The organism is Cognatundibacterium crateris (assembly GCF_010078235.1).
GTDB lineage: Bacteria > Pseudomonadota > Gammaproteobacteria > Burkholderiales > Burkholderiaceae_D > Undibacterium > Undibacterium crateris.
In genome coordinates this window covers 24563-46075 of the sequence record NZ_JAABOS010000001.1, presented here as the reverse complement: position 1 = coordinate 46075, position 21513 = coordinate 24563, and the positions used below count along the sequence as shown (strand labels likewise).

The 21513-nt window shown below is 54.7% G+C and carries 12 protein-coding genes and 1 riboswitch; of the genes, 3 read left to right on the top strand and 9 right to left on the bottom strand.

Annotated elements, in window-relative coordinates:
* Positions 1-9: 9 nt before the first annotated feature.
* The 3 genes from EYB48_RS00165 to EYB48_RS00155 form a co-directional block, all read right to left on the bottom strand.
* Positions 10-1566 (bottom strand): CoA-acylating methylmalonate-semialdehyde dehydrogenase, encoded by a 1557-nt coding sequence (locus EYB48_RS00165; protein WP_162018272.1) that lies wholly within the window; start codon positions 1564-1566, stop codon positions 10-12.
* A gap of 270 nt (positions 1567-1836) precedes the next feature.
* Positions 1837-2044, bottom strand: a riboswitch (cobalamin riboswitch).
* Between the two features lie 155 nt (positions 2045-2199).
* Positions 2200-3072 carry a dienelactone hydrolase family protein gene (locus EYB48_RS00160; protein WP_162018271.1) on the bottom strand — a complete coding sequence of 291 codons (873 nt, stop codon included), beginning with the start codon at positions 3070-3072 and terminating at the stop codon, positions 2200-2202.
* 26 nt (positions 3073-3098) lie between these two features.
* Entirely contained in the window at positions 3099-3542 is a 444-nt protein-coding gene (locus tag EYB48_RS00155) for a winged helix-turn-helix transcriptional regulator (protein WP_162018270.1), read from the bottom strand.
* Between the two features lie 121 nt (positions 3543-3663).
* On the opposite strand from EYB48_RS00155, the gene EYB48_RS00150 reads away from it, so the two are divergent.
* Positions 3664-4521 (top strand): SDR family oxidoreductase, encoded by an 858-nt coding sequence (locus EYB48_RS00150; RefSeq protein ID WP_162018269.1) that lies wholly within the window; start codon positions 3664-3666, stop codon positions 4519-4521.
* A gap of 91 nt (positions 4522-4612) precedes the next feature.
* Here EYB48_RS00150 and recD read toward each other — a convergent pair whose 3' ends face one another.
* From recD to recC, 3 genes are read right to left on the bottom strand one after another with little or no spacing between them, the layout of a single operon-like run.
* Positions 4613-6709, bottom strand: coding sequence for an exodeoxyribonuclease V subunit alpha (gene recD / locus EYB48_RS00145; RefSeq protein ID WP_202927616.1), 2097 nt, complete (start codon positions 6707-6709; stop codon positions 4613-4615).
* 46 nt (positions 6710-6755) lie between these two features.
* Positions 6756-10370 (bottom strand): exodeoxyribonuclease V subunit beta, encoded by a 3615-nt coding sequence (recB, locus tag EYB48_RS00140; protein WP_162018268.1) that lies wholly within the window; start codon positions 10368-10370, stop codon positions 6756-6758.
* Positions 10367-13876, bottom strand: coding sequence for an exodeoxyribonuclease V subunit gamma (recC, locus tag EYB48_RS00135; RefSeq protein ID WP_162018267.1), 3510 nt, complete (start codon positions 13874-13876; stop codon positions 10367-10369). The genes recB and recC overlap by 4 nt, the downstream gene beginning before the upstream one ends.
* 444 nt (positions 13877-14320) lie before the next feature.
* Between recC and EYB48_RS00130 the strand changes: the two genes are divergently transcribed.
* Positions 14321-15214, top strand: coding sequence for a DUF1186 domain-containing protein (locus tag EYB48_RS00130; RefSeq protein WP_162018814.1), 894 nt, complete (start codon positions 14321-14323; stop codon positions 15212-15214).
* A 198-nt stretch (positions 15215-15412) separates the two neighbouring features.
* Here the strand turns inward: EYB48_RS00130 and EYB48_RS00125 are convergent, their stop codons facing one another.
* On the bottom strand, positions 15413-15583 hold the full coding sequence (locus EYB48_RS00125) for a hypothetical protein (RefSeq protein WP_162018266.1): 171 nt from the start codon (positions 15581-15583) through the stop codon (positions 15413-15415).
* Between the two features lie 257 nt (positions 15584-15840).
* On the opposite strand from EYB48_RS00125, the gene EYB48_RS00120 reads away from it, so the two are divergent.
* Entirely contained in the window at positions 15841-17109 is a 1269-nt protein-coding gene (locus EYB48_RS00120) for a dicarboxylate/amino acid:cation symporter (RefSeq protein WP_162018265.1), read from the top strand.
* Between the two features lie 442 nt (positions 17110-17551).
* Here EYB48_RS00120 and EYB48_RS00115 read toward each other — a convergent pair whose 3' ends face one another.
* Entirely contained in the window at positions 17552-20398 is a 2847-nt protein-coding gene (locus EYB48_RS00115; RefSeq protein WP_162018264.1) for a DUF1444 family protein, read from the bottom strand.
* A 283-nt stretch (positions 20399-20681) separates the two neighbouring features.
* On the bottom strand, positions 20682-21428 hold the full coding sequence (locus tag EYB48_RS00110) for an SLATT domain-containing protein (RefSeq protein WP_162018263.1): 747 nt from the start codon (positions 21426-21428) through the stop codon (positions 20682-20684).
* Positions 21429-21513 lie beyond the last annotated feature (85 nt).

The following is a 21513-nucleotide window of genomic DNA, read 5'->3' as shown; positions in this document are numbered from 1 at the left end:
CTCACCCATTCACTTCAAAGAGATGGTGGTGTTCACACCAGCACCAGCCTGGCTGTCGTCAAACCAGCGCTGAGTCACGGTTTTAGTCTGGGTATAAAAGCTGATGACCTGCTTGCCGTAAGGGCCCAGATCACCGAGCTTGGAGCCGCGCGAACCGGTAAACGAGAACAAAGGTACCGGCACCGGAATCGGCACATTAATACCGACCTGACCGACATCAATCTCTTCCTGAAACTGACGTGCCGCCGCACCCGACTGGGTGAAAATCGCAGTGCCGTTACCATACGGGCTGGCATTGATCAGCGCGATAGCCTGCGCCAGATTCTCGGCTTCCATCACGCATAAGACCGGGCCGAAGATTTCCTGTTCATAGATATCCATGCCGGGACGCACCCCGGAAAACAGCGTGGGGCCAAAGAAATTGCCCTTTTCATAGCCAGGTACTTGCGGGTTGCGCCCATCCAGTTCCAGCCTGGCACCCTGCTGCACACCACGCTCTATCAGGGTCGCCACGCGGTCCGCTGCGTTGCGTGAAATGACGGGCCCAATATCGGTACCGGCCTCCGTACCGGCGCTGACTTTGAGGGTGCGCGCTACTTCGATCAGATCCGGCAGCCATTCACGCGCTGCTCCGACCAACACCGCCACCGAGACCGCCATACAACGCTGACCGGCCGCACCAAACGCCGCCCCCACCAGACTATTGATGGTCTGGGCACGGTTTGCATCCGGCATCACCACCGCATGATTTTTAGCCGCCATCATGCATTGCACGCGTTTGCCATTCAGGCTGGCACGCTGATACACATGCTGCCCCACACGACCCGAGCCGACAAAGGACAGTGCACGGATATGCGCATGATCACACAAGGCATTCACCACCTGCTCGCCGCCATGCACCACGTTCAGCACACCGGCTGGCACACCGGCTTCCAGCGCCAGCTCGACCAGACGCATGGTCACCATAGGATCTTGTTCAGACGGTTTCAGCACAAAGGTGTTACCGCAGGCGATAGCCATAGGGAACATCCAGAGCGGTATCATGGCCGGAAAATTAAACGGCGTAATCCCGGCACACACACCGATGGGCTGCAACAAGGTATAGGTATCGACACCATTCGCGACGTTATTGGCCAGCTCGCCCATTTGCAGATTGCCGATATTGGCTGCGTGCTCCACCACTTCCAGCCCGCGGAAAATATCGCCTTCCGCATCGGCCAGGGTTTTGCCCTGTTCCGCAGTCAGCATCGCCGCCAGTTGCTTCATGTTGTCGCGTATCAGTTGCTGATAGCGCAGGAAGATGCGCGCACGCGCACCGATAGGCGTTTTGCGCCAGTGTTGAAAGGCCTGATGCGCGGCATTGATCGCGGCATCAGTTTCTTCCGGCGTCGCAAACGGCACGCGCGCCAGCACTTCTTGCGTGGCAGGGTTAACGATATCGCGCCACTCTGTGCTGCGCGATTGCACGAATTCGCCATTAATCAACAGTGGAATAGCCGGCACGGTGCTGCCGGAATGCGCAGCGGAAGATACGGAATTTACAGGGGATACGGCAGGATGGGTCATCTCAGCTTCCTTTACATCGTCACTGTGCTTGGCACAGAAATTAGCGATAAAAGTCACCGGCGCGTGTGCGGACGTGTGCGGACGTGTGCTGACACGAAGCGACACGAAGCAACACAGCTTCGGTGACCTGACTGAAAGCGCAGCAAGGGAAAAAATTGTGCGCCACGGCCAGCACCCACCGTGCCAGACCGCGACCTCAGAGAACAGCGTGAGACGCAGACGCCAACCGCATCGCCATGATGCCGTTGCAGCCTGATCGCCAACCCGCGATTCGCTACAGATCATCAGGCCGGTATCCGGGCTCGTAAGACTTGCTGTCACGCCTTCCCAGTCTGTCGACCAGTGGCACAGAGTGACAACCACACTTACTTACCGTTGCGGGGGCAGCAGCGGCATAGTCTGTGTAAAGACGCACCGCTTTCCCGTTTAACTGTCGCATCCAGAACGAACGCGCAGCACCTGATGCAGAAAACAATAACACCGATTGACGTTTACGTAAACGTCACTTTTAAGGAACACCAAAAAAATAGTGATGAAAAAAATTTGCGGGTGGTGAGTCGGGTTCAGAATCAGAACCGGACTCAACACCCGCAGCTTGCTGCTTCAGAGATTAATCACTAATCAGCAAGGACCTCAGGCCACCCCGCCGCGCGCAAAGCAGGCCAGCATTTGCTGCCACGCGAGTTCCGACTGCTGTGCATCGTAACGCGGCATATCGATCACACACCAGCCATGCTGAGCCGGGAACACCGTCACCTGTGCCGCCCTGCCCGCATCCTGCGCAGCCTGCTGCAGGATGGCCTGATGTTCGGGTTGCTGTGCATGATCATCCTCGCCTATCGCCAGCAACAGGCTGACACCGGGCGCCATCTGCGCAAACAGGCGATGCGGGCTATCGGCCAGATTGGTAATCAAAAATGCGCCATGAAACGAGACCGCGGCATGGATGCGTTCAGGCGCTGCCGCTGCTGCACGCAGCGCAAACGCCGCCCCCAGACAATAACCGATGCTGGCGATTTTTTTGCTATGGTCAACCGCCGCCTGCCCATCCAGAAAAGCCAGCGCCGCCTGCGTATCCGCCGCGATACCAGCCGGACGTATTCTTGCCACCCGTGGCCAGGCCGAATCACGGTCAGCCAGCCAGTCGCTGAATTCCACATACAGCGGCGCTGGCGCATCGCGATAATAGTGATTCAGCACCAGCACTGCATAGCCTGCAGCGGCCAGCCGTGCTGCCATGATGCGTTTCGCTTCACGCAGACCGGCGATGTCCGGCCACAGCAACACGGCCGGATGGCTGCCCTTAGCCGGATGCACAAAGCAGGCATCCATCTTGCCATCCGGCGTATCGATCACGACCTCGCTCTGCGTCAGCTCTACGCCATGCGACTGCCATTGTGGCGCGATGGCAGCGCGCCAGTCAGCTGCGGCTGATTGTGCTGATTGTGCTGACTGCGCTGCATTCGATGCGTCGTCTAGGGCTGCTGCGGTTTGTTCATTACACATACTCACTCCCGGTTTGGACATTCAAATTATTTGGCACGATTGCGGGTGGATACCGGCTGCGCTTCATGGCGTTCACGTGCGGCCAGCACATCGCCAATACGGATTTCTATCCAGTCTGCCAGCACCCGTACTTTTTCTGCAGCTTCCTGCCCCAGTGGTGTGAGGCTGTATTCCACATGCGGTGGCACCACATCTTTTGCCTCACGCAGAATTAAGCCATCTGCTTCCAGCCATTGCAAGGTCTGCGCCAACATGCGCTCGCTGACACCGCCAACCGCGCGCCTGAGTTCAGAAAAACGATGCGTTCCGTTTTCCAGCACCATCAGAATGAGCACGCCCCAGCGGCTGGTCACATGTTTGAGCACATCGCGCGAAGGACATGCTTCCATCAGCAAATCGCCACGCCTTACCGCCTCCGACAAGGGCAGGCGCTCTGCAGTATCAGCCGGTTTTTTTGGTGGTTTATTCATGTTATCACTTACCTTTATGTAAGTACTTACGAAAAGTTAGCGCGAATCGTACAATGATTTCAGTGCCGGATGCAAGCACCCGGACCATAGCCACTCGTTTATCTCATTCAAGGAAAAAGCCATGACTATCGCAATCACAGCCGCTAACGGCCAACTCGGACGTCTCGTCATTCAACACCTCAGCACACGCGTCGCCAACAGCGACATCCTGGCGCTGGTACGCTCACCGGAAAAAGCCGCCGACCTCGGCGTCGCAGTCAAAGCAGCAGACTACAGCAGCGATGCCGCCACCCTGCAACTGGCACTGACAGGCGTGGATACTCTGCTACTGATTTCCGGCAATGAACTGGGCCAACGCCTGGCGCAACACCGCAATGTGATAGAAGCGGCCAAACTGGCTGGCGTGCGTCATCTGGTCTATACCAGCCTGTTGCATGCAGACCGCTCCAGCCTGAACCTGGCACCCGAGCATTTTGAAACTGAACAACTGATCAAGACATCCGGACTCAGCTATACGATATTACGCAATGGCTGGTATGCAGAAAATTACACCGGCAATCTGGCACCCGCCATTGCACATGGCGCACTGGCCGGCAGCGCAGCCGATGGCAAATTGTCGCTGGCACCGCGCACCGATTACGCCGAAGCCGCTGCCATCGTACTGGCTAACCCGGCCGCCCATGCAGGACTCAGCTATGAACTGGCTGGTGACAGCGCGCCAACCATGACTGAAATCGCACAGGAAATCTCTGCACAAACCGGCAAAACGATTCCATATCATTCGCTGCCAGAACAAGAATTCGCCGCCATCCTGCTGCAAGCTGGCTTACCGGAAGTCTGGGCAAACGGCATCGCAGGCTGGGATGTGGAAGCCGCCAAAGGCGTCTTGTTTGACGACAGCAAACAACTGTCTGCACTGCTGGGCCGCCCGACCACCCCGCTCAGCGACTATGTACGCGCTGCATTAGCTGCTGTTTGATTTTTTGCGCTCAATGATCTGAGTCCGGTGCTGCCTGCGCGGTGCCGGACTCGTCACATCTCAGTTGATCAGCCAAAACAAGCAAGAGCATTTAAGACAACAAGGCTGATAAGCCACTCACACGCTTAGTCTGGCGCTGCAAAGCATCGCCAAAAACACCAGGCTGTGGTGTCAGCAGTGTGAAGAACTGGCGCGCGCGGGTGATGCCGGTGTATAGCAATTCTCTTGCCAGTAAGCTGCCGCCCTGCCCGGGCAAGACCAGTGCGACGTGTGAGAATTCCGAGCCCTGGGATTTGTGTACTGTCATCGCGAAGGCAGTTTCCACATCGGCCAATCGGGTTGCGAGTACACTGCGCACCTGCTCACCCTGCAGAAAATATACACGCAGCGAATCAGGACGTCGCGGGTCAGGCAGGGTCATGCCGATATCGCCGTTAAATACACCCAGGCCATAGTCATTCCGCGTAATCATGACCGGACGTCCGGCATACCAGTCGCTGCGTTTTTGTATCCAGCGCTGTGCAATCAAGGCTTGCTCGATCAGCGCATTCACACCGGCCACGCCCCACTCGCCTTCACGTACCGCACACAGGATGCGGAAGCGGTCAAACGCGAGCAGCACTTGCTTTACCCAGGCCAGATAGCCTTCCTCATTGCCACCATCTGCGCCGCCATCTGCAGCGCCAGGCTGCAACACCGGCGCAGCTTGCAACAATTGCAGATAAGGCAGATAACTGTCCTCCACCCCGGCACGGCCAGCCAGCGCCAGTTGCAACAAGGCGGGCAATTGCGCCTGCGCATACCAGCTCAGCATGCCGCTGTTATCGGTCTGCAGTAAGTGGCTGCTGGCCGCTACCTCACCCGCATTGACTGCGAGCGCAAGCTGACCGATGGGGCCACCGAAACGGCGACTCTCACGCAGCATCACGGTTTGCTGCGCCAGTGTGGACTGACCATGCAGCATCGCCGCTGGCAGTTGCTGGCCGCTGGCGGCCTGCACATAGGCAGCGGTTTCAGGCAGATAGGCACCGGCACTCGCGTTTTGACACAAATCGCCAAGTACCGCACCGGCTTCTACCGAGGCCAGCTGGTCTTTATCACCGAGTAAAATCAGCATTGCATGCGGTGGCAAGGCATCCAGAATAGCCGCCATCATTTCCAGATGCACCATCGAAGCCTCATCCACAATCAGCACATCGACATCGAGCGGATTACCCGCATGGTGGCGGAAGCTGCGGGTATCGGGACGCGCACCCAGCAAGCTGTGCAAAGTCGCTGCCGGTGCCATGCGCGCCGCCAGTTCAGTCAGCGGCAGTTGGCCCTGCATTTTTTCTGCCAGCCCGGATAAGGCATGGTCTATCGCCTGCTTCAGACGCGCGGCAGCCTTGCCGGTCGGTGCAGCCAGCACGATGCGCAATTGCTCTGCCTGCGCAGATAAAGAAAACAGCAATGCCAGCAAACGCGCCACGGTATAGGTTTTACCGGTACCGGGGCCGCCGGTAATGATGCTGAAATGGCTGCGCACTGCAATCGCACACGCGATTCTTTGCCAATCTACTGTCTGCGCTGCGTCTGTGTTTTTGGCTACGCCGAACAGCAAATCCAGTCCCTGTCTGACCTGCTGCAAATCCAACGGGCGTGGCTGACTGGCCTTGCGCTGTACTGCGCTGGCGACCGCACATTCATAATTCCAGTAACGGCGCAGATACAGCCTGTCATCGACCAGCAGCAAAGGCTGACCGTGATCCAACTCCGCTTCCAGCAACACCTGACTGCAGGCGGCGAGTTGACGCAGCCACAAACGGCTAGTGGCGGGTAAAGGTCCGGCGCTGTTTTGCAAAGCCTGCCACTGTCCGGCAGGCCAGCCCAGCAAGGCATCCGGATCGTTCAATAAATCGGGAATGCGCAGACAGCTGTGCCCGCGTCCTTCTAGCTCTGACAGCACCACACAACTCAGCAGCAATACCGGGTCGGCTGTGCCCAGCTGTGCCACGAAGCGGGTAAATGCCACGCCAAGACGGCGCAACTCGCCTTGCTGCATCAGCAGCTCCAGTTGTTGATCCAGCGCGGCCGGTAAGCCATGCTGGGCAGCGGTGACTGCAGCGATTTCCTGCAGCGCGGGATTGACTGGCTGAGATTGAGGCTGGGATTGCGGCGGCAGGGCCGGGTTAAGTTCTAAGCTGGACATCTTGGCTCACTGAATAGAATACAAAAGACGACATCAGACGCCTCACTTACAAACTGGTTTGGGCTGGAAACAGCTGATCCAGCTGCGTCAGCAAAGCGGCGTCCGGCGCGATACGGATACAGCCGGCCGTGTCAGCATGAGCCACACCGCGCATGAAGTAAAACAGCGCACCACCTAAATGCTGTTCCGGCGCATAGTCCTCACCCAGACGCTGCCTGAGCAAACGGTGTAAGGCCAGCAGGTACAGCACGCCCTGTACATCATAGCGATGGTGAACCAGGCATAGCTGCAAAGCCTGGCTGTGATAGCTCGCATCATTCGGCCCTATGGTATTAGACTTGTAATCCATCACCCAATAGCGCCCCTCATGACAAAACACCAGATCCTGAAAACCGCGCAACATGCCATGCATATCGCGCTCGCTCAGGGCAGGACGCGCCAGCCCTGGCAACACATGCAGACGGCACAGCTGATCCAGTTCTGCACTGAGTAAGCCACTGGCCGGAAACCAGAACTCCATTTCAGGCACACATTGCTGCAAACCGGACAGCGCACAAGCCAGTGCGGGCAGCTCGCGGCTACAAACTGCGGCCAGCCAGGCAATCACATCGTCCTGCCTATGCGCCCAGCCTGCGCGTTCGCAGCGCTTTTCCATCACGGCGCGATAGCGTTCGCTATGCACAAAGTCAAAGCCTTCGCCGGCCAGCCATTCCAGCTGTTCATGCAAAAATTGTCCCGGCACCGGACCACGTGGAAAACGGTGCCAGGGACTATCCTGTACTTGCTGCCAGGATGCGGCATCATCGACTTCTGACAGTTTTTCCATCAGCGCGCTGTGCGCTTGCCGGGTTTCACCCAAACCACGGGTGATCGAGGTATAACTGGCGACACTCCAGTTGCGTTCAAACTGTGACGTGTACACGGGCGCATCCTGCAACACAGGAGCGGCTTGCTGGCGCATCAGCCTGCTCAGGCCGGACTGCGCACTGCTATCCTGCACGGCAATCGCGCTGTTAGCGAGTAAGGGCTGTAGCAGTTGCGCGAGTTGACCCGCTTCTGTCGCATTCCCCGCATTCAGCAAATAACCAAGTGCAGAATGCTGGAAGCGCCCTTTTTGCGCCGTCACGCCCATCCATAATGCATGCCGGGGCCGCGTCAGCGCCACATACAGCAAACGCAAATCTTCCTCCAGCCGCGCTGCATCTGCCAGTTCCAATACTTCCTTGCTTTGTGTCAGATCCAGTTGCGTCACGCCGTCGGCATCGGTATAGGTCAGCAATTTCCCGGCGCGGCGGGCTACCGGGCGCGCTGCTGCCGCAAACGGCAAAAACACGATAGGGAATTCCAGACCCTTGGATTTATGGATGGTGATGACCTGTACCAGCTCGGCATCACTTTCCAGCCGCAACACCAGCTCATCGGCCCCACTGTCAGCGGGATCATGAATCTGTTCCGCCAGCCAGCGTATCAGCGCCTGCTCGCCATCCAATTGTTGACTGGCTGATTGCAATAATTCAGCCAGATGCAGCATATCGGTGAGTCGTCGTTCGCCACCGGTTTGCGCCAGCAGTGTGGCCGGCAAGTGCAGCTCGTGAATGAAACGGCGCAGCATCGCGAGTATGCCCTGACGCTGCCAGATACTATGCATCTGTCTAAGCAATTCCGTTCTGGCTTCCCAGGCCAGATCATCACTGACCAGCGTCGCCAGTTCCTGCAGCGACAGATTGGCACTGCGGGTGGCATAGGCGGCACGTGCAGTGGCTGCCTGCATAGGGTTCGCAATCGCCTGCAGCCACAACAGCATGTCACGCGCTTCATCGCTGTCGAAAATCGAATCTTTATCCGATAAATACACACTGGCCACACCACGCTGTTGCAAAGCATGCCGCACGGCTCGGGCTTCGCTGCGATCACGCACCAGAATCGCGATGTCTGCCGGTTTCACCGGCGTCAGTTGTTCATCCTGAAGAAAACCGGCGTCCACATCATTGAGCAAGCGCACAATCTGTTCGGCGCAAACGGCAGACACATGCTGATGCAGTTCGTCTTTACTCATTTCCTGCTGCACATAACTGAGCGTCATGGCGGACGGAGACCCTGCCACAGTAACGAAACGCTCTGCCCTGCCTCTCGCTTGCACGGGTTCGAAAGGCAGCGGATTGCCTTGCGCTGTGCGGTAACGGAAGGCCCCGGCCGGATAACCGGGCTGATCAGAATTCCCTTCAGCCAGTTCAAACAACTGATTCACCGCCCCCACCAACGCAGCCGAGGAACGGAAATTCGTATTCAACACATAGTGACGGCCACTGGTGGCACGCCGCGCATCCAGATAGCTGTGGATGTCGGCACCACGGAAGCCGTAAATCGCCTGTTTAGGATCGCCAATCAAAAAAATCCCATGCGGCGTGTCAGCATCATGCAAGCGATACAGCAAATCAAAAATCCGGTACTGATCGGGCGAGGTATCCTGAAACTCATCAATCAGCGCAACCGGATACTGGCTGCTCATACGGCGCGCCAGCGTCGTGCCGTTGGCGGATTCCAGCGCCAGACGCAAACGCTGCAGCATATCGGCAAAGCCAAACTGACGGTTCATTTGCTTGAGCTGCTGCATGCGCTGGGCCACCCGCACTGCCGCATGTTTGAGCATCACATGCTGCACCGGTTCAAAGCCAAGCAAGGCCGCCTTCAATTCGGGTAACAGGCTGGCAGCCTGCGGCAACGCGGCGGACTGATCTTTTTTAAAGCAAGTCTGCAAATTGTCTGCACTTAACTTGTCGCAGGCATTCCAGAAACCGCTGTCAGGGCTGAGTTGCTGCGCCTGATCCAGCCATTGCTGCGCACTCTCAAAAAATGCCGCCAGCGTCGTTTTGCGCAAGCGGTTGCCATTGAGGATAGCGCTATGCTTTTCTAACCACAGCTGTAATTCCTCCAGCAGCGCACGCCACTGGTTTTTCAATTGCTGCGCACAGCTCAATTCTGTTTCGCGTTTGGTGGCTAACAGTTGAGCGAGCGATGCCGCACCCAGTTCTGCGTAACGTTCTGCATAATTCAGCATAGGCGGTATCGCGCTGCGCAAGGCGTGCACATCGGCCCAGGCCTCAGCCACCTGGGCAAATACGGGCGCGGGCAGCGGATACACTTGTTGCCGCCAATAGTCGCGCACCGCATCATCGAGCAGACTGGTTTCGCTGCTGACCAGTTCTTCATCGAACAGGCAGCCGCTGTCAAATGCGTGTTCACGCAACATGCGCTGGCACCAGGCATCGATGGTAAAGATCGCGCATTCATCCATTGCTTCAGCCGCCATCATCAGCCGGTGGGCGGCTTGCAGCGCTTGCTGTGGCTCACGATAACTGTCGCTGAGGGCCTGCAAAAACGGATCGTCTTCCGCGCCCGGCTCACCGCGAAAATACGCAGCGGCCTGCACCAGGCGCTGACGGATACGGTCAGACAATTCACGGGTCGCGGCACGGGTAAAGGTCATGACCAAAATTTCAGTCGGCAGCAAGGGACGTCCATATCCATGCTCGCCACCATGCCCGAGCACCAGACGGATATACAGCGCGGCGATGGTCCAGGTTTTACCGGTACCGGCACTGGCTTCGATCAGACGCGCGCCGCGCAAAGGAAAATCGACGGCATGTAAAGGCTGACTCATGATGCAGCCTCCCCGACTGACTGATTTGTGTTTTGTTCTGTCGCTCCGCCATCCAAAGACTGCAGCGGCTGTACCTGTACCGCGCTCTGTATCCAGTCCAGCACAGGCTGATATAAAGTCCGGCTCAGTTCTTCCCAATCGGGTTCTGCCGACAAAGCGGCGAAATCGGGCCACATGCGATGCAGACAGGGGTCCTGACTTTCACCGGTCGTGGTGTAACTGCCGTCATAGCACTCTTCAGGATTTTTCCCGCTCAGTAAAGCAAACGCGGTTTTGCGTGCAACCGGCAAGGGTTGCTGACAAGCGCGCTGCCAACAGGCCAGCACACTGTCCAGCGTCTGCAGCGCATCCTGCTGTGACAGCGGCAGGCAATACAGCACGGCATCGCGCCCAACCAGATAACCAGGAACGGCCACACCACAGGCTGCCGACACCAGCTGCCGCAACCAGTAAGGCAAACAGGCATCCGGCCGTACCTGCAGTTCTTCGCCCTTAGCCTGACACAGATTAGCGGGCGACATCGCAAGCCACACGGTGTGCGCGCCGTCAGTCCACAACTGATCCAGCCAGTCCTCGATCTGCACTGCCGGAAAACTCAGCGCCAGCGCATGTTTGGCGGCTGGCTGCGGATAGCGCGCGCACAGGCGCAGCCATTGCTGGCGTACCGGCACCAGCTGGCTCAACAACTGCTGCTGCCACCACCGTCCCATCTGCCCGACCGGGAATACGCCTTCACGCGCCAGGCGCGCTATTTTGCGCTCCATATCAGGCTGCACATCGTCCAGGGTTTCGCGATCCCCGTCATCCTGCAACAGCAATTGGGCGAATTGATATTCATCCAGCCGGTTCAGACTGAACGGCTCTTCATCGGCCGACACCAGTTGTTGTTCCGGGAAGCTGACTTGCAGTCTTTGCCGGAAAAAATACGTCACCGGCTGGCGCATGAAACGGCTGAATTCAGACAGATTGAGGCGGTAACCGGACTCCATCGCGGCCAGCGCAGTCAGCGTAGTCGCGTGACCATCTGCCAGGCAATCGAGCGCCTCGGTTTCATGCGCTGCGCGCCATTCACGTGCAAAAGTAAGCGGCCCGTCGGCTTCAAAATAACGGCGGCTGAAAGGCTGCAAAGGATGCTCGCTGGTCAGACTGGCCAGATCGAGATCCCAGCCTGCCGCCAGATAATCACGCAATTGCGCCACCAGCACAGAAGGCGGCTGCTCCGAGTTGTCGCGGATATTGCGCCCCACCCAGCTGATGTACAGACGTTCACGCGCTGCCAGCAAGGCTTCCAGCATCAGATAGCGGTCATCATCGCGGCGCGAGCGGTCACCCGGACGCTGGGTGCCGGGCAAGGCCAGCAAATCAAAATCGGCATGCTGGGCGCGGCGCGGATAATCGCCGTCATTCATGCCTAACAAACAAATCACACGGAAAGGCACGGCGCGCATAGGCATCAGCGTGCAAAACGTCACGCCACCCGATACAAAACGCTGGGTCAGATTGCTTTCCTCGACCTGCCCCAGCCAGGCTTCGCGCATGACTGCCAGCGGCACCGCCTGCTCAAATTGCGCAATCTCACAATCGTCGAGCCAGCTTTGCAGCGCTTGTTCCAGTTGCGCCAGCGACAGCTTGTCGCGTTCCGATTCAGGCGCAAAAAAGGTGCTCAGCAAACTGCGCGCACGTTGTGCCCACACGGCCGGTGTGGCGACTTCACTGAGTACGGTGCGCCATACCATCAGCTTATCCAGCATATCGGCCAGCGAACCGGCCAGCGCCGCATCCAGACCTGCGATTTCCGGATAAGGCTGGATCGCATCAAAATCGACCGCATCGCCATTCGCATAGCCGAGTAACATGCGGCGCACGCCGAACAGCCAGCTATTTTGCTCACCGACCTGCCCCAGCCCCAGGCTGGCACGATGGCTGGCATCCAGGCCCCAGCGCACACCGGCCCCTTCTATCCAGCTGCCCAGACGCGGCAAGTCGGCTTCTTCCAGCCCGAAACGCGTCGCAATCGCAGGCACATCCAGCAAGTCACGGATTTCACTTTGCAGACAACGCTGCTGCGGCAAGCGCATCAGCCATTCCAGCGCGATATATAAAGGATTAATCTGACGCTCTGTGGTATCGGCGATTTCATACGGAATATAGCGTGCATCCTGACGCCCATATTGGTCAAACACGGCTTGTATCGCCGGGCTGAACTGCGCGATATCCGGCACCATCACCACGATGTCACGCGGACGCAGCACGCTGCCGCCGGCATCGGACGGCGCTTCCGCCAGCATCAGTAACAGCTGGTCATGCAAGACTTCCACCTCACGCTGTACGCTGTGGGCGATATGGAATTGCACAGAACGGTCATCGGCAGCCAGCGGCAGCCGCGCATGCTCAGACAGCGGCAGCAAATCACGGATAGCTGCCTGCACCTGTGCCAGCAAATGCTGACCGGGTCCTTCACTGAATAAATCCAGCCGCAAATTCTGATAACTCGCGCGGGTCGCATTGGCATCGTCAAACTCATCCAGCATGCGGATGAAATCGCGTCCCATGCGGCCCCAGGCAGCCAGCAGCGGATGGCTGTGGCTGTGTAATTCTTCAGGTGGAATCTGGCTCAGGTCGCGGCCTTCGCGTAATTCCTGACGATGGCGGTTCGCACGCAGCAATTCTCTGCCCTGAATAATATCGCCCCAATAAAACTGGCAGGGATTGGCCACCGCAATCACGACCTGGGTGTGCTGGGCCAGTGCGCCCAGTGCTTCCAGCGTTTGCCGTGGCAGTGCAGACAGGCCAAACACCACGATGCGGCGCGGCAAGGTGGGATTTGCATCAGGCTTTGCAGCAGGCTGCAGATCTGAAGCGGCATCTGGCATCAAAGCCTGTAAAAAATGCTGATGCACATGGGCGCGGCCACCGTAGCGCTGCTGTTCATCCACACTCTGCATCACTGCGCGCCACAAGGCTGCCTGCCAGGCCTGATCCGGCGGCAAAGGCAAAGCCGGGCCCGCCGCACAGCGCAATTCATCGCGCCCGGCATCCCAGTCTGCCAGCCAGTCAGAACGGAATACCTGATAACCGTCAAACAAATCTGCGAGTTTTTGCGCCAGTTGCAAACGCCGTTCAGGCGCACCATCCGCCAGAAAATGGCGTAAAGGCGCAAACACCTCCTGCGCCAGTAACTGCGGCAGCATATGCATCAGTCGCCAGGTCAGCGAGGATTTATCAAACGGTGAACGACGTGCCACCGCCTGCGGGCCCAGCACGCTGCGGTAGGATTCCCACAAAAAACGCGCAGGCAACATGACGCGGGTCGCGGCGCAAATGCCGTTTTCGGCAGCCAGCGAAATCTTGAGCCATTCCGCCACCCCGTTCGATTGCACGATGAAGGTTTCCTGTTCCAGCACGTCTAATGGTTGCTGCCGCAGCCAGCTGAAGATGGCCGCGCCTAGTTGTTCGAGCTGATTGCCATGTATCGCAATCAGTCCGGGAGTGATCGTTGAAGCCATCTGTATGCTTAGTCCCTGCCTGCATCTGCAGGCATCACAATATGAGTATTTTGGTCTGTGCTTCTGTTAGCCCGATGCTGCCAGCCGTGGGGCTAACCACAGCCTGGCGTCAGTACATCATGCAGTCTGAATATCTGTGCAAATATACAGTGTCAGCACTGCTTATGACAATGACAAATACCGATGCATAAGCGCTTTCCTGCCGGCGCTGGTGTGTCATGTCTACGATGCTGGGCAGGATCAGCAAAACAGCACTCAGTCTGTACGGAAGCGCAGCAACGCTGACGCCGGACAACAGACTGAGTAAGCCCACCAAAAAGATGGTGATGTCACAATTTTCAACAGGTGCAGCTGTTATACTGGGCGATTAGGTGTTTTTCACCATGTTGATCTTCCCGGTCAGCCTGAAGTTGCACCACTCTTTACTTTCCGAATCTGTTAATTATGTCTTCCATCTGGCCTGCGCTGCGCGAGCAACTCGAATTTTTTTCCTCCCCTTTTCCGCGTGCTGCAATTGCGCAAGCCGAAGAAAATAAAACCGAACTCGCGCCTTACCTGACAGAAGTCTTGCAGCAGGTTGCCACCACCCCCGCCATCACCGAAAACGGCGAGTACATGCTGCATATGTATGCGATGCATTTACTGGCTTCATGGCGTGACAGCAGCGCCTATGCACCGATGATCGCGATGGGCAGCTATAGCGATGAAGTGATAGAGAGCATGATGGGCGACGTGGTCACAGAAACCTATGGCCGTTGCCTGGCCTCAGTCTGCGATGGCAATGTCGCGCCACTCAAAACCCTGTTCGAAAATACCGGCATCTCGATCTGGTCGCGCACCGCTGCGCTGATCGCCTGGCAGGTACGCGTGATCGCGGGTGACAATCCACGTCAGGAATTGCTGGAATATCTGCAGGCCCAGGGCGAACTGCTGGCCAGTCAGCGTCGTACCGCGAGTGAGGGCGATGCGGTTTTATTAGAAACCATCGTCGATGTCGCCACCGCATTGTGCGCCAAAGAAATGGCGGAGCAGGTCAATGGCTGGTTCGCCGACAAATTGCTGGACCCGCAAATGAGCGATCAGGACTGGTTCAACGAACATATTGCAGCCGACTTCAATGCCAGCCGCGCGCTGGAGCTGGAACATGGCAAAGGCTATATCCACGACGTGGAAAAAGAAATGGGCTGGTGGGACAGTTTTCAGGAAGAAAAGAAACCTAACTTCCGCCAAACCTATACCACCCAGACCATACGCAAAGAAGCCAAGATAGGCCGCAATGATCCCTGCCCTTGCGGCAGCGGCAAAAAATACAAGAAGTGCCACGGCGTCAACGTCTGAACGCAGATTTCTTTCCGGACCTCAGCCACACATCTGAGGTCCAGACAGGACAGGTCAGGACAGGACAGGACTGCACAGCGCAGCACTACACCACACTGACCACCATTCCAAAATAAGAGACTGAGTATTGATGCGGTCTGGCAAGGCAAAAACGGCTGGCAGCCGCATGCAGCTTGAGACTCCCTGACTGAATACGGCCTACATACAGGCAACCCGGCCTTGCATGCAGTCAAAACCGGGCTTTTTCTTAGCAAAAAGCTCTAAAACACCCCAAAAATCAAATTTCATCTGCTTTTTTCGCAAATTTCCGCTTAAAACGACGGGCAATTGTGGTTTTCCCCAATATGGTGCATCTGCGCTTAGTGCCATGATGCGACCCCATTATGTTTATCCTCAAACTCTCTCAGAAGAAGTCCGGAAAGCAGACTAAACCGACCAATCGGATCAGCGCCCACATCCCCGGCGAACTGAAGTCGCGCGTGCAGTATCCCTGAACGCTCATCAACCCGATTCATGAATTTCAGCTGTGCCGCAACGCGTATGCAATGTGTCGCCACTGAGGCTCATTGCGTCATTCCCTAACATAACGAGACCGCAGCGCAATCTGCCTCTCACACGGAGCATGTATGAAGAAAAAATCGATGACCCCGCTCATCTTTGTCGCGATGCTGGCTGGTATCGCGGTTGGATATGGCTGTCATGAAACCTGGGCCGGCAGCAAATTTGCGACCGAACTGGCAGGTTACTTTTCCATTTTCACCGATGTCTTTCTGCGCCTGATCAAGATGATCATTGCGTTGCTGGTGTTCTCAACCCTGACCATCGGTATTGCGCATCTGGGCGACACCAAGACGGTAGGCCGCATCGGCGTGAAAGCCATGGGCTGGTTTATTATCGCCTCGCTGGTCTCGCTGTCTATCGGCATGCTGTTATCGAATGCGCTGCAATTAGGCGTCAACCTGAATCTGCCTTTGCCGGAAGTAGGTACAGCCACCAATCTGAAAACCGCCGCTTTCTCGCTCAAGGAATTCGTGAACCATCTGGTACCAAAATCCCCGATGGAAGCAATGGCAAATAACGAGATTCTGCAAATCGTGGTGTTTTCGCTGTTCTTCGGCTCTGCGCTGGCTGCGATGGGTGAAACCGGTAAAAAACTGACTGGCGTGATTGATGAATTGTCACACGTGATGCTGACTATCACTGGCTCCATCATGAAAATGGCACCGGTAGCAGTGTTCGCCGCAATGGCTTCGGTGATCACAACTCAGGGTCTGGGCGTGCTGGTTACCTTCGCCAAGTTCATGGCAGGTTTCTATGCGGGCCTCGGCATCCTGTGGGCGCTGCTGATATTCGCAGGCTTTATCTTCCTCGGCAAATCGATTTTCCGTCTGATGACTTTGATACGCGAACCTTTCCTGCTGGCGTTCTCTACCGCGAGCTCGGAAGCCGCTTATCCTAAGATTCTGGATGCACTGGACAAATTCGGCGTCAAACGCAAAATCTCCAGCTTCGTACTGCCTATGGGTTACTCGTTCAACCTCGATGGCTCGATGATGTATTGCACTTTCGCAGTGTTGTTCATCGCTCAGGCTTACGGCATAGAACTCTCAACCAGCACCCAGATCACCATGCTGCTGCTGTTGATGGTGACCTCCAAAGGTATGGCTGGCGTACCACGTGCTTCGCTGGTGGTGATTGCTGCGACCCTGAATCAGTTCAATATTCCTGAAGCCGGTCTGTTGCTGATCATGGGCGTGGACCAATTCCTCGACATGGGCCGCTCCGCCACCAATGCCGTCGGCAACTCCATCGCCGCCGCTGTGATCGCGAAATGGGAAAACGGCATAGAAACACCGGTTCATCTGGAAGCTGTCGCTGCCAAAAAAGCTGCATGATTTACAGCTAAACTGAACCACAAAAAAGCGAGCCTGGTGCTCGCTTTTTTTATGTGTTTTTTTCGCGGCAGGCTGTGCGCCTGCCTGTGTGTTTCAGTAATTGTTGTTGCGGTTGCCCATCAGTCACGTCGCCCTGGATATTGGAGTGCACGTGTTGGTGAAATTCATTAAATGTTTATTTGTAATAGCTTGACCCCGGTCTTATTTTTGATCCAGCCTGCGACAGCGATTTACCGACTTTACGAAACAACCGAAATACGCGAAGCGCCGCGACATCTAGCGCTTCGCGATTCCAGTATCAAGCACCTGACAACACCGCTTCCAGTTTGCCGAAGGACCCTGTTCACCCCATTGACAGTCCGCCACGTGCGTCTACAAAGGTTTGTAATTCCTACGTTCGATTTGTCGTCTTGCTTGTGAAACTCTTAGATCCGCAAAACTATTAGTCGATAAGATTCTTCTTACGAAACCCCCATTCGTATAAACCAAGTAGTGTTTTTCTTCGTTGGGTGATTAGCCGTTTGCTGTTTTCGCAGCCTCGTTTAGCTGCCTCATCAAAATAACCCATTCCAGTACGTCGATCTGCTTTGTCTAGTTCACCAAAGAAGTAGATGCAACCCAAACTATACATGCTACTACGGTCCCCCAATTTTGCACCCTTTTGCCAGATTGTACGAGCTTTCGCGACACTCTTGACTTCACCAATCCCTTCGTAATGTGCCACGCCAGTGAGATATAGTTGTAGCAGTGGATCGTGGGCATTTTTTTCGATTTCTACTTTTAGTCGCTCCTCTGGCGTTTGTGTTTTGCTCTCTTCAGGATTATTAGTTTTTGCGCTAATAGTTTCAGCGTCTTTCTTTTGTTGATTTAACTCCATTCCTTTCTCTCTGAGTTTTGCCGCGTGTTCAGCGTCCTTAAGAACGCCGAGGCCATCATCGTATATTTTTGCTAGCCACTCATAGGCACTCGTGCTTCCTTGTGAAATTGCTTTCTCGAAGGCGAGCTTCGCTTTTTCATAGTCTCGCGGAAAATCATTACCGAGAAGATAAATGGCACCTTCTTCAACCAAGCTGAATGGATGCAGATGGGCGATCTCGGCAGGCGGAACATATCGCTGCGGCTTCTGACTTGATGTCGTTTGAGGTAAATTCTCAAGCCACTGATCTTTCAGATCTTGATGCCAGAACGAACTCGGCACTGGCAGAACCAGGCCTGGGAAGTCGTCAGAGATTAGCACCGGAAAATATGGGAGCACGATAACGCCATGCGGGAAATAGGAACGCTCTATCCATGTGCTCGACATTTTGAGTCCCTTGGATGACAAGGATGCGGGCACGGAATGGCCGAAGAGACGAGTCACTTCTGCATTAAGGTGATCTTTAATGTAGTTGAGATCAGGGTCCGATACGTTCTCTGAATGCAATTGCAAAATGCTTTTGCTCACTGGGAGCATGTCTTCGACCGAAGTATTTCCAGTCGGATCATACAAGAGTTCGGCGGCTGCACCTGTTAGGCCAGTCTTAGGATCCAATTCAAATAGAACGCGGTTCGCTTGTATCAAGGTAGCCCACACGATTCGACCGTGTTGCAGTAGGTTTTCCACATTATCAAAGAGCTTTTTTAGTGGGTCTTTCGCAATCCAAGGCGGCGGCGTCACCACATAGCGTTTAACGGCACCTGCATCTAGTCCGGGAATTTCCGCCGCAGCGTGTGTGCGTTTTTGTTTTTCCAGTGGATCGTGCACAGTTTCTGCTTCATAGAGGTTGAAAACGCTGAGATTGTCGGAAAGCTGGCGTTCCATTTGCAGACGGACTAAACGAAATGGGTCGATAGTTCGATCTCCAATCCTCAAGACGACGCCCACTTGTTGAGTGGACCATTTTCCACCATAGTTTTGAACAAAGCACTCGCCAGAAAATGCTGCCAATAGTTGGATTAAGCTATCTTTATTTTTGAGCTCGTCTTTTGCACTAAGTTTGTCGATGTAGCTGTTGATCCAGCCAATGCTTTTGGCGTCGTAATTGAGTTCAACATTCATTTTTTCTTTGACGAGCTGACGCAATTTGTCCGCATTTTTTCGGAGCTTTTGCTGTAAGTGATCGTCTTCTGCTTGTTGATCTTGTATCTGTGCAGGATTGAATTTTACCCATTTCCCATCGATACGTTGATAGAGATCCTGACTGAGAAGATGGTTAGGATTTGCTGGTTCAGCGTAGGTGCGACGAACGACTTCTTGTAAGGTCTTTATTCCTTCTATTGATTGGCTATCACAAAATGCAAGAACGTCGCGGGAGGGTACGGCCACCACAAAAGAGTTGTCGATCAATGAGCACAGCATTTGATCCCAGAGTTCATCTAACAAAAGGCCGCTCGCTTCAAAATTATGGTTGACGAATATCCCGAAGATGTCGCCCATTTTTTTGACCTTGAGTTCTTTCTGAAAAAGCGATCGCAAATTTTGCAAACCAATTTCACGTAGCGCTTCATGCGACATATTTTCTGCTTCCAGATGATAGTCTTGAATGAAGACCAAGCCCTGTGGTTCGTCCACTACGTATAGTGTAAAAAGATGATCGACTAATTGAGAGAAGTTGCAGTCAACAGTGCCAAGGGAATTGGATGTGTCGGTTGGTGCAAGAGTCGATTTGACATACGCAATCGCACGTTCGCAAAAAGGAGCCTTGCTTTTTGAATTGATAGTGGTAGTTGCAGTCGTAATATTCTTTGTGCCGCTATAGTTTTGAATGAATTTCTGGATGTCATCTATCGTTTCGGGAATCGGATGTGAAACATAAAAAACATCTCGATCTTCCCAGATAATTCTGGCTTCGCTAGACTTTAGCAATTTGCTGCCAAAGTCATTCATATCAAACTCGGAATCACCTGTATAGGAGATTGGTGGCAAGTTGCAAAACACAATACGCAGGCTACCATTATCTAGCTCTCGAATAACAGGATTTGCATTGTTATCGAAACCATCAACGTCGACTTCTCGAATCACTTTTTTCGGATTCACGCCTCGTAAGCGGCTATAAGGAATAGATTCGCTTCCACCTGATGATTTATTGACATTGAACTCGATGACGTTCCTCTCAGAGCCCGGTCTTTCTTGTAGATTCTCACGATGTAAATGTTCAAATAACGTTTTCTTTGCCGGATGAATTCTGATCAGCATTTCTGGCAAATCAGAAGCGAGATCAAATTTCTCACTAAACATGGCCTCGATGAAATGCGCGGTGTTATCGTCAGTGCTGAACATGTTGTCGCAAGCAATCGTAAATGAGTCCATCTCTTTCCTTTTATAGCTATATGCCGAAGATTGTTGTTGAGTTTATCGGCGCTTTTCGATTGATCAGCAAGAGTGATCTTCACTAGATAATTAGTTCACCATCAGGTGAATGTCATGCAGCGAGATTCTCTTGATTTTGTTTCTTTAACTACAGAGATGGCTTCACCATCTGAAACAGGTTTAACGGCCAGTTCTTTAAACTCGGCCGTGTAAGCTGCTTTTGGTATCCTGTTTATCATTTGTTTTTCCAAAGTGTCATTGATTTTACGTCACCTTTGGGGAACTAAATTTCGGGGGAAGCACCCTTCTCTTCCACTTGCTTAGGCGTAGTCGCTTGCAGACCAGCCTTAAACGCCGCTGTCCATTGCTCAGTCTCGAGCTGGATGATGCGATGGCGTGCGCGGGATACGCGGATCAGCTCGGCCATTTCCTTACCCAGATCGGGCTGACCCACGCGTAAAACCTGTATCGTGAGCCAGTTCAGTTCAAATTCTTCGCGCAAACGCTGTAACTGTTGTTGCGCCAGTACAAAGCGCATCCAGGCTTCAGCGTCACCATAAAAACGTTCATACGCATACAGGGTCGCCGTCAGTGCAATCAGTACCGAGGTCCACATCGGCGAGATCGTCGGGCCTATCCACGTAACCAGCCATTCTGGCAAATGCATCTGCGTCAGCGAAGGCACGACAGCAGACAAGCCACCAAAGGTGATCATCCAAAACCGCAAACGTCTGGCCTTTAAGCCACGCTGCGGTGCCTTTTCCGCATACCAGCGGATTGAGGTATCAATCTCGCCTAAGAGTTTGGTTTTCGCAGCAGCGATCAAGCCCATCGCCTCAGTATTAAACGGCACCTCCAGCTGCGCCGGATCAACGATGGGCGCCAAATCGGTGCCCGCGTCTGGTGCTGGCGCCGATACCACAGCAACATCAGCCGCCGTATCTGCGACTGGTTCAACAGCCCCATTTGCCGCAAGCGCGGTGGTGTCACTTTGATTCTGCGTATTCACAGCTAAATCGTTTTCAGCCATCGTTTATCCCTTTTCTTTTTTATTTGAGTTAAATTTTTAAGAAGTTTTCTGTGTTTATCTTCAGCCACAGATGTGTCATACACCC

Excerpts from the sequence above, each read along its gene's own strand:
- EYB48_RS00120 (WP_162018265.1), top strand. The coding sequence starts at position 15,841 with ATGAAGAAAAAATCGATGACCCCGCTCATCTTTGTCGCGATGCTGGCT.
- EYB48_RS00155 (WP_162018270.1), bottom strand. The coding sequence starts at position 3,542 with ATGAATAAACCACCAAAAAAACCGGCTGATACTGCAGAGCGCCTGCCC.
- EYB48_RS00160 (WP_162018271.1), bottom strand. The coding sequence starts at position 3,072 with ATGTGTAATGAACAAACCGCAGCAGCCCTAGACGACGCATCGAATGCA.
- EYB48_RS00130 (WP_162018814.1), top strand. The coding sequence starts at position 14,321 with ATGTCTTCCATCTGGCCTGCGCTGCGCGAGCAACTCGAATTTTTTTCC.
- EYB48_RS00125 (WP_162018266.1), bottom strand. The coding sequence starts at position 15,583 with ATGGCACTAAGCGCAGATGCACCATATTGGGGAAAACCACAATTGCCC.
- EYB48_RS00150 (WP_162018269.1), top strand. The coding sequence starts at position 3,664 with ATGACTATCGCAATCACAGCCGCTAACGGCCAACTCGGACGTCTCGTC.
- recB (WP_162018268.1), bottom strand. The coding sequence starts at position 10,370 with ATGAGTCAGCCTTTACATGCCGTCGATTTTCCTTTGCGCGGCGCGCGT.
- recD (WP_202927616.1), bottom strand. The coding sequence starts at position 6,709 with ATGTCCAGCTTAGAACTTAACCCGGCCCTGCCGCCGCAATCCCAGCCT.
- EYB48_RS00165 (WP_162018272.1), bottom strand. The coding sequence starts at position 1,566 with ATGACCCATCCTGCCGTATCCCCTGTAAATTCCGTATCTTCCGCTGCG.
- EYB48_RS00115 (WP_162018264.1), bottom strand. The coding sequence starts at position 20,398 with ATGGACTCATTTACGATTGCTTGCGACAACATGTTCAGCACTGACGAT.
- EYB48_RS00110 (WP_162018263.1), bottom strand. The coding sequence starts at position 21,428 with ATGGCTGAAAACGATTTAGCTGTGAATACGCAGAATCAAAGTGACACC.
- recC (WP_162018267.1), bottom strand. The coding sequence starts at position 13,876 with ATGGCTTCAACGATCACTCCCGGACTGATTGCGATACATGGCAATCAG.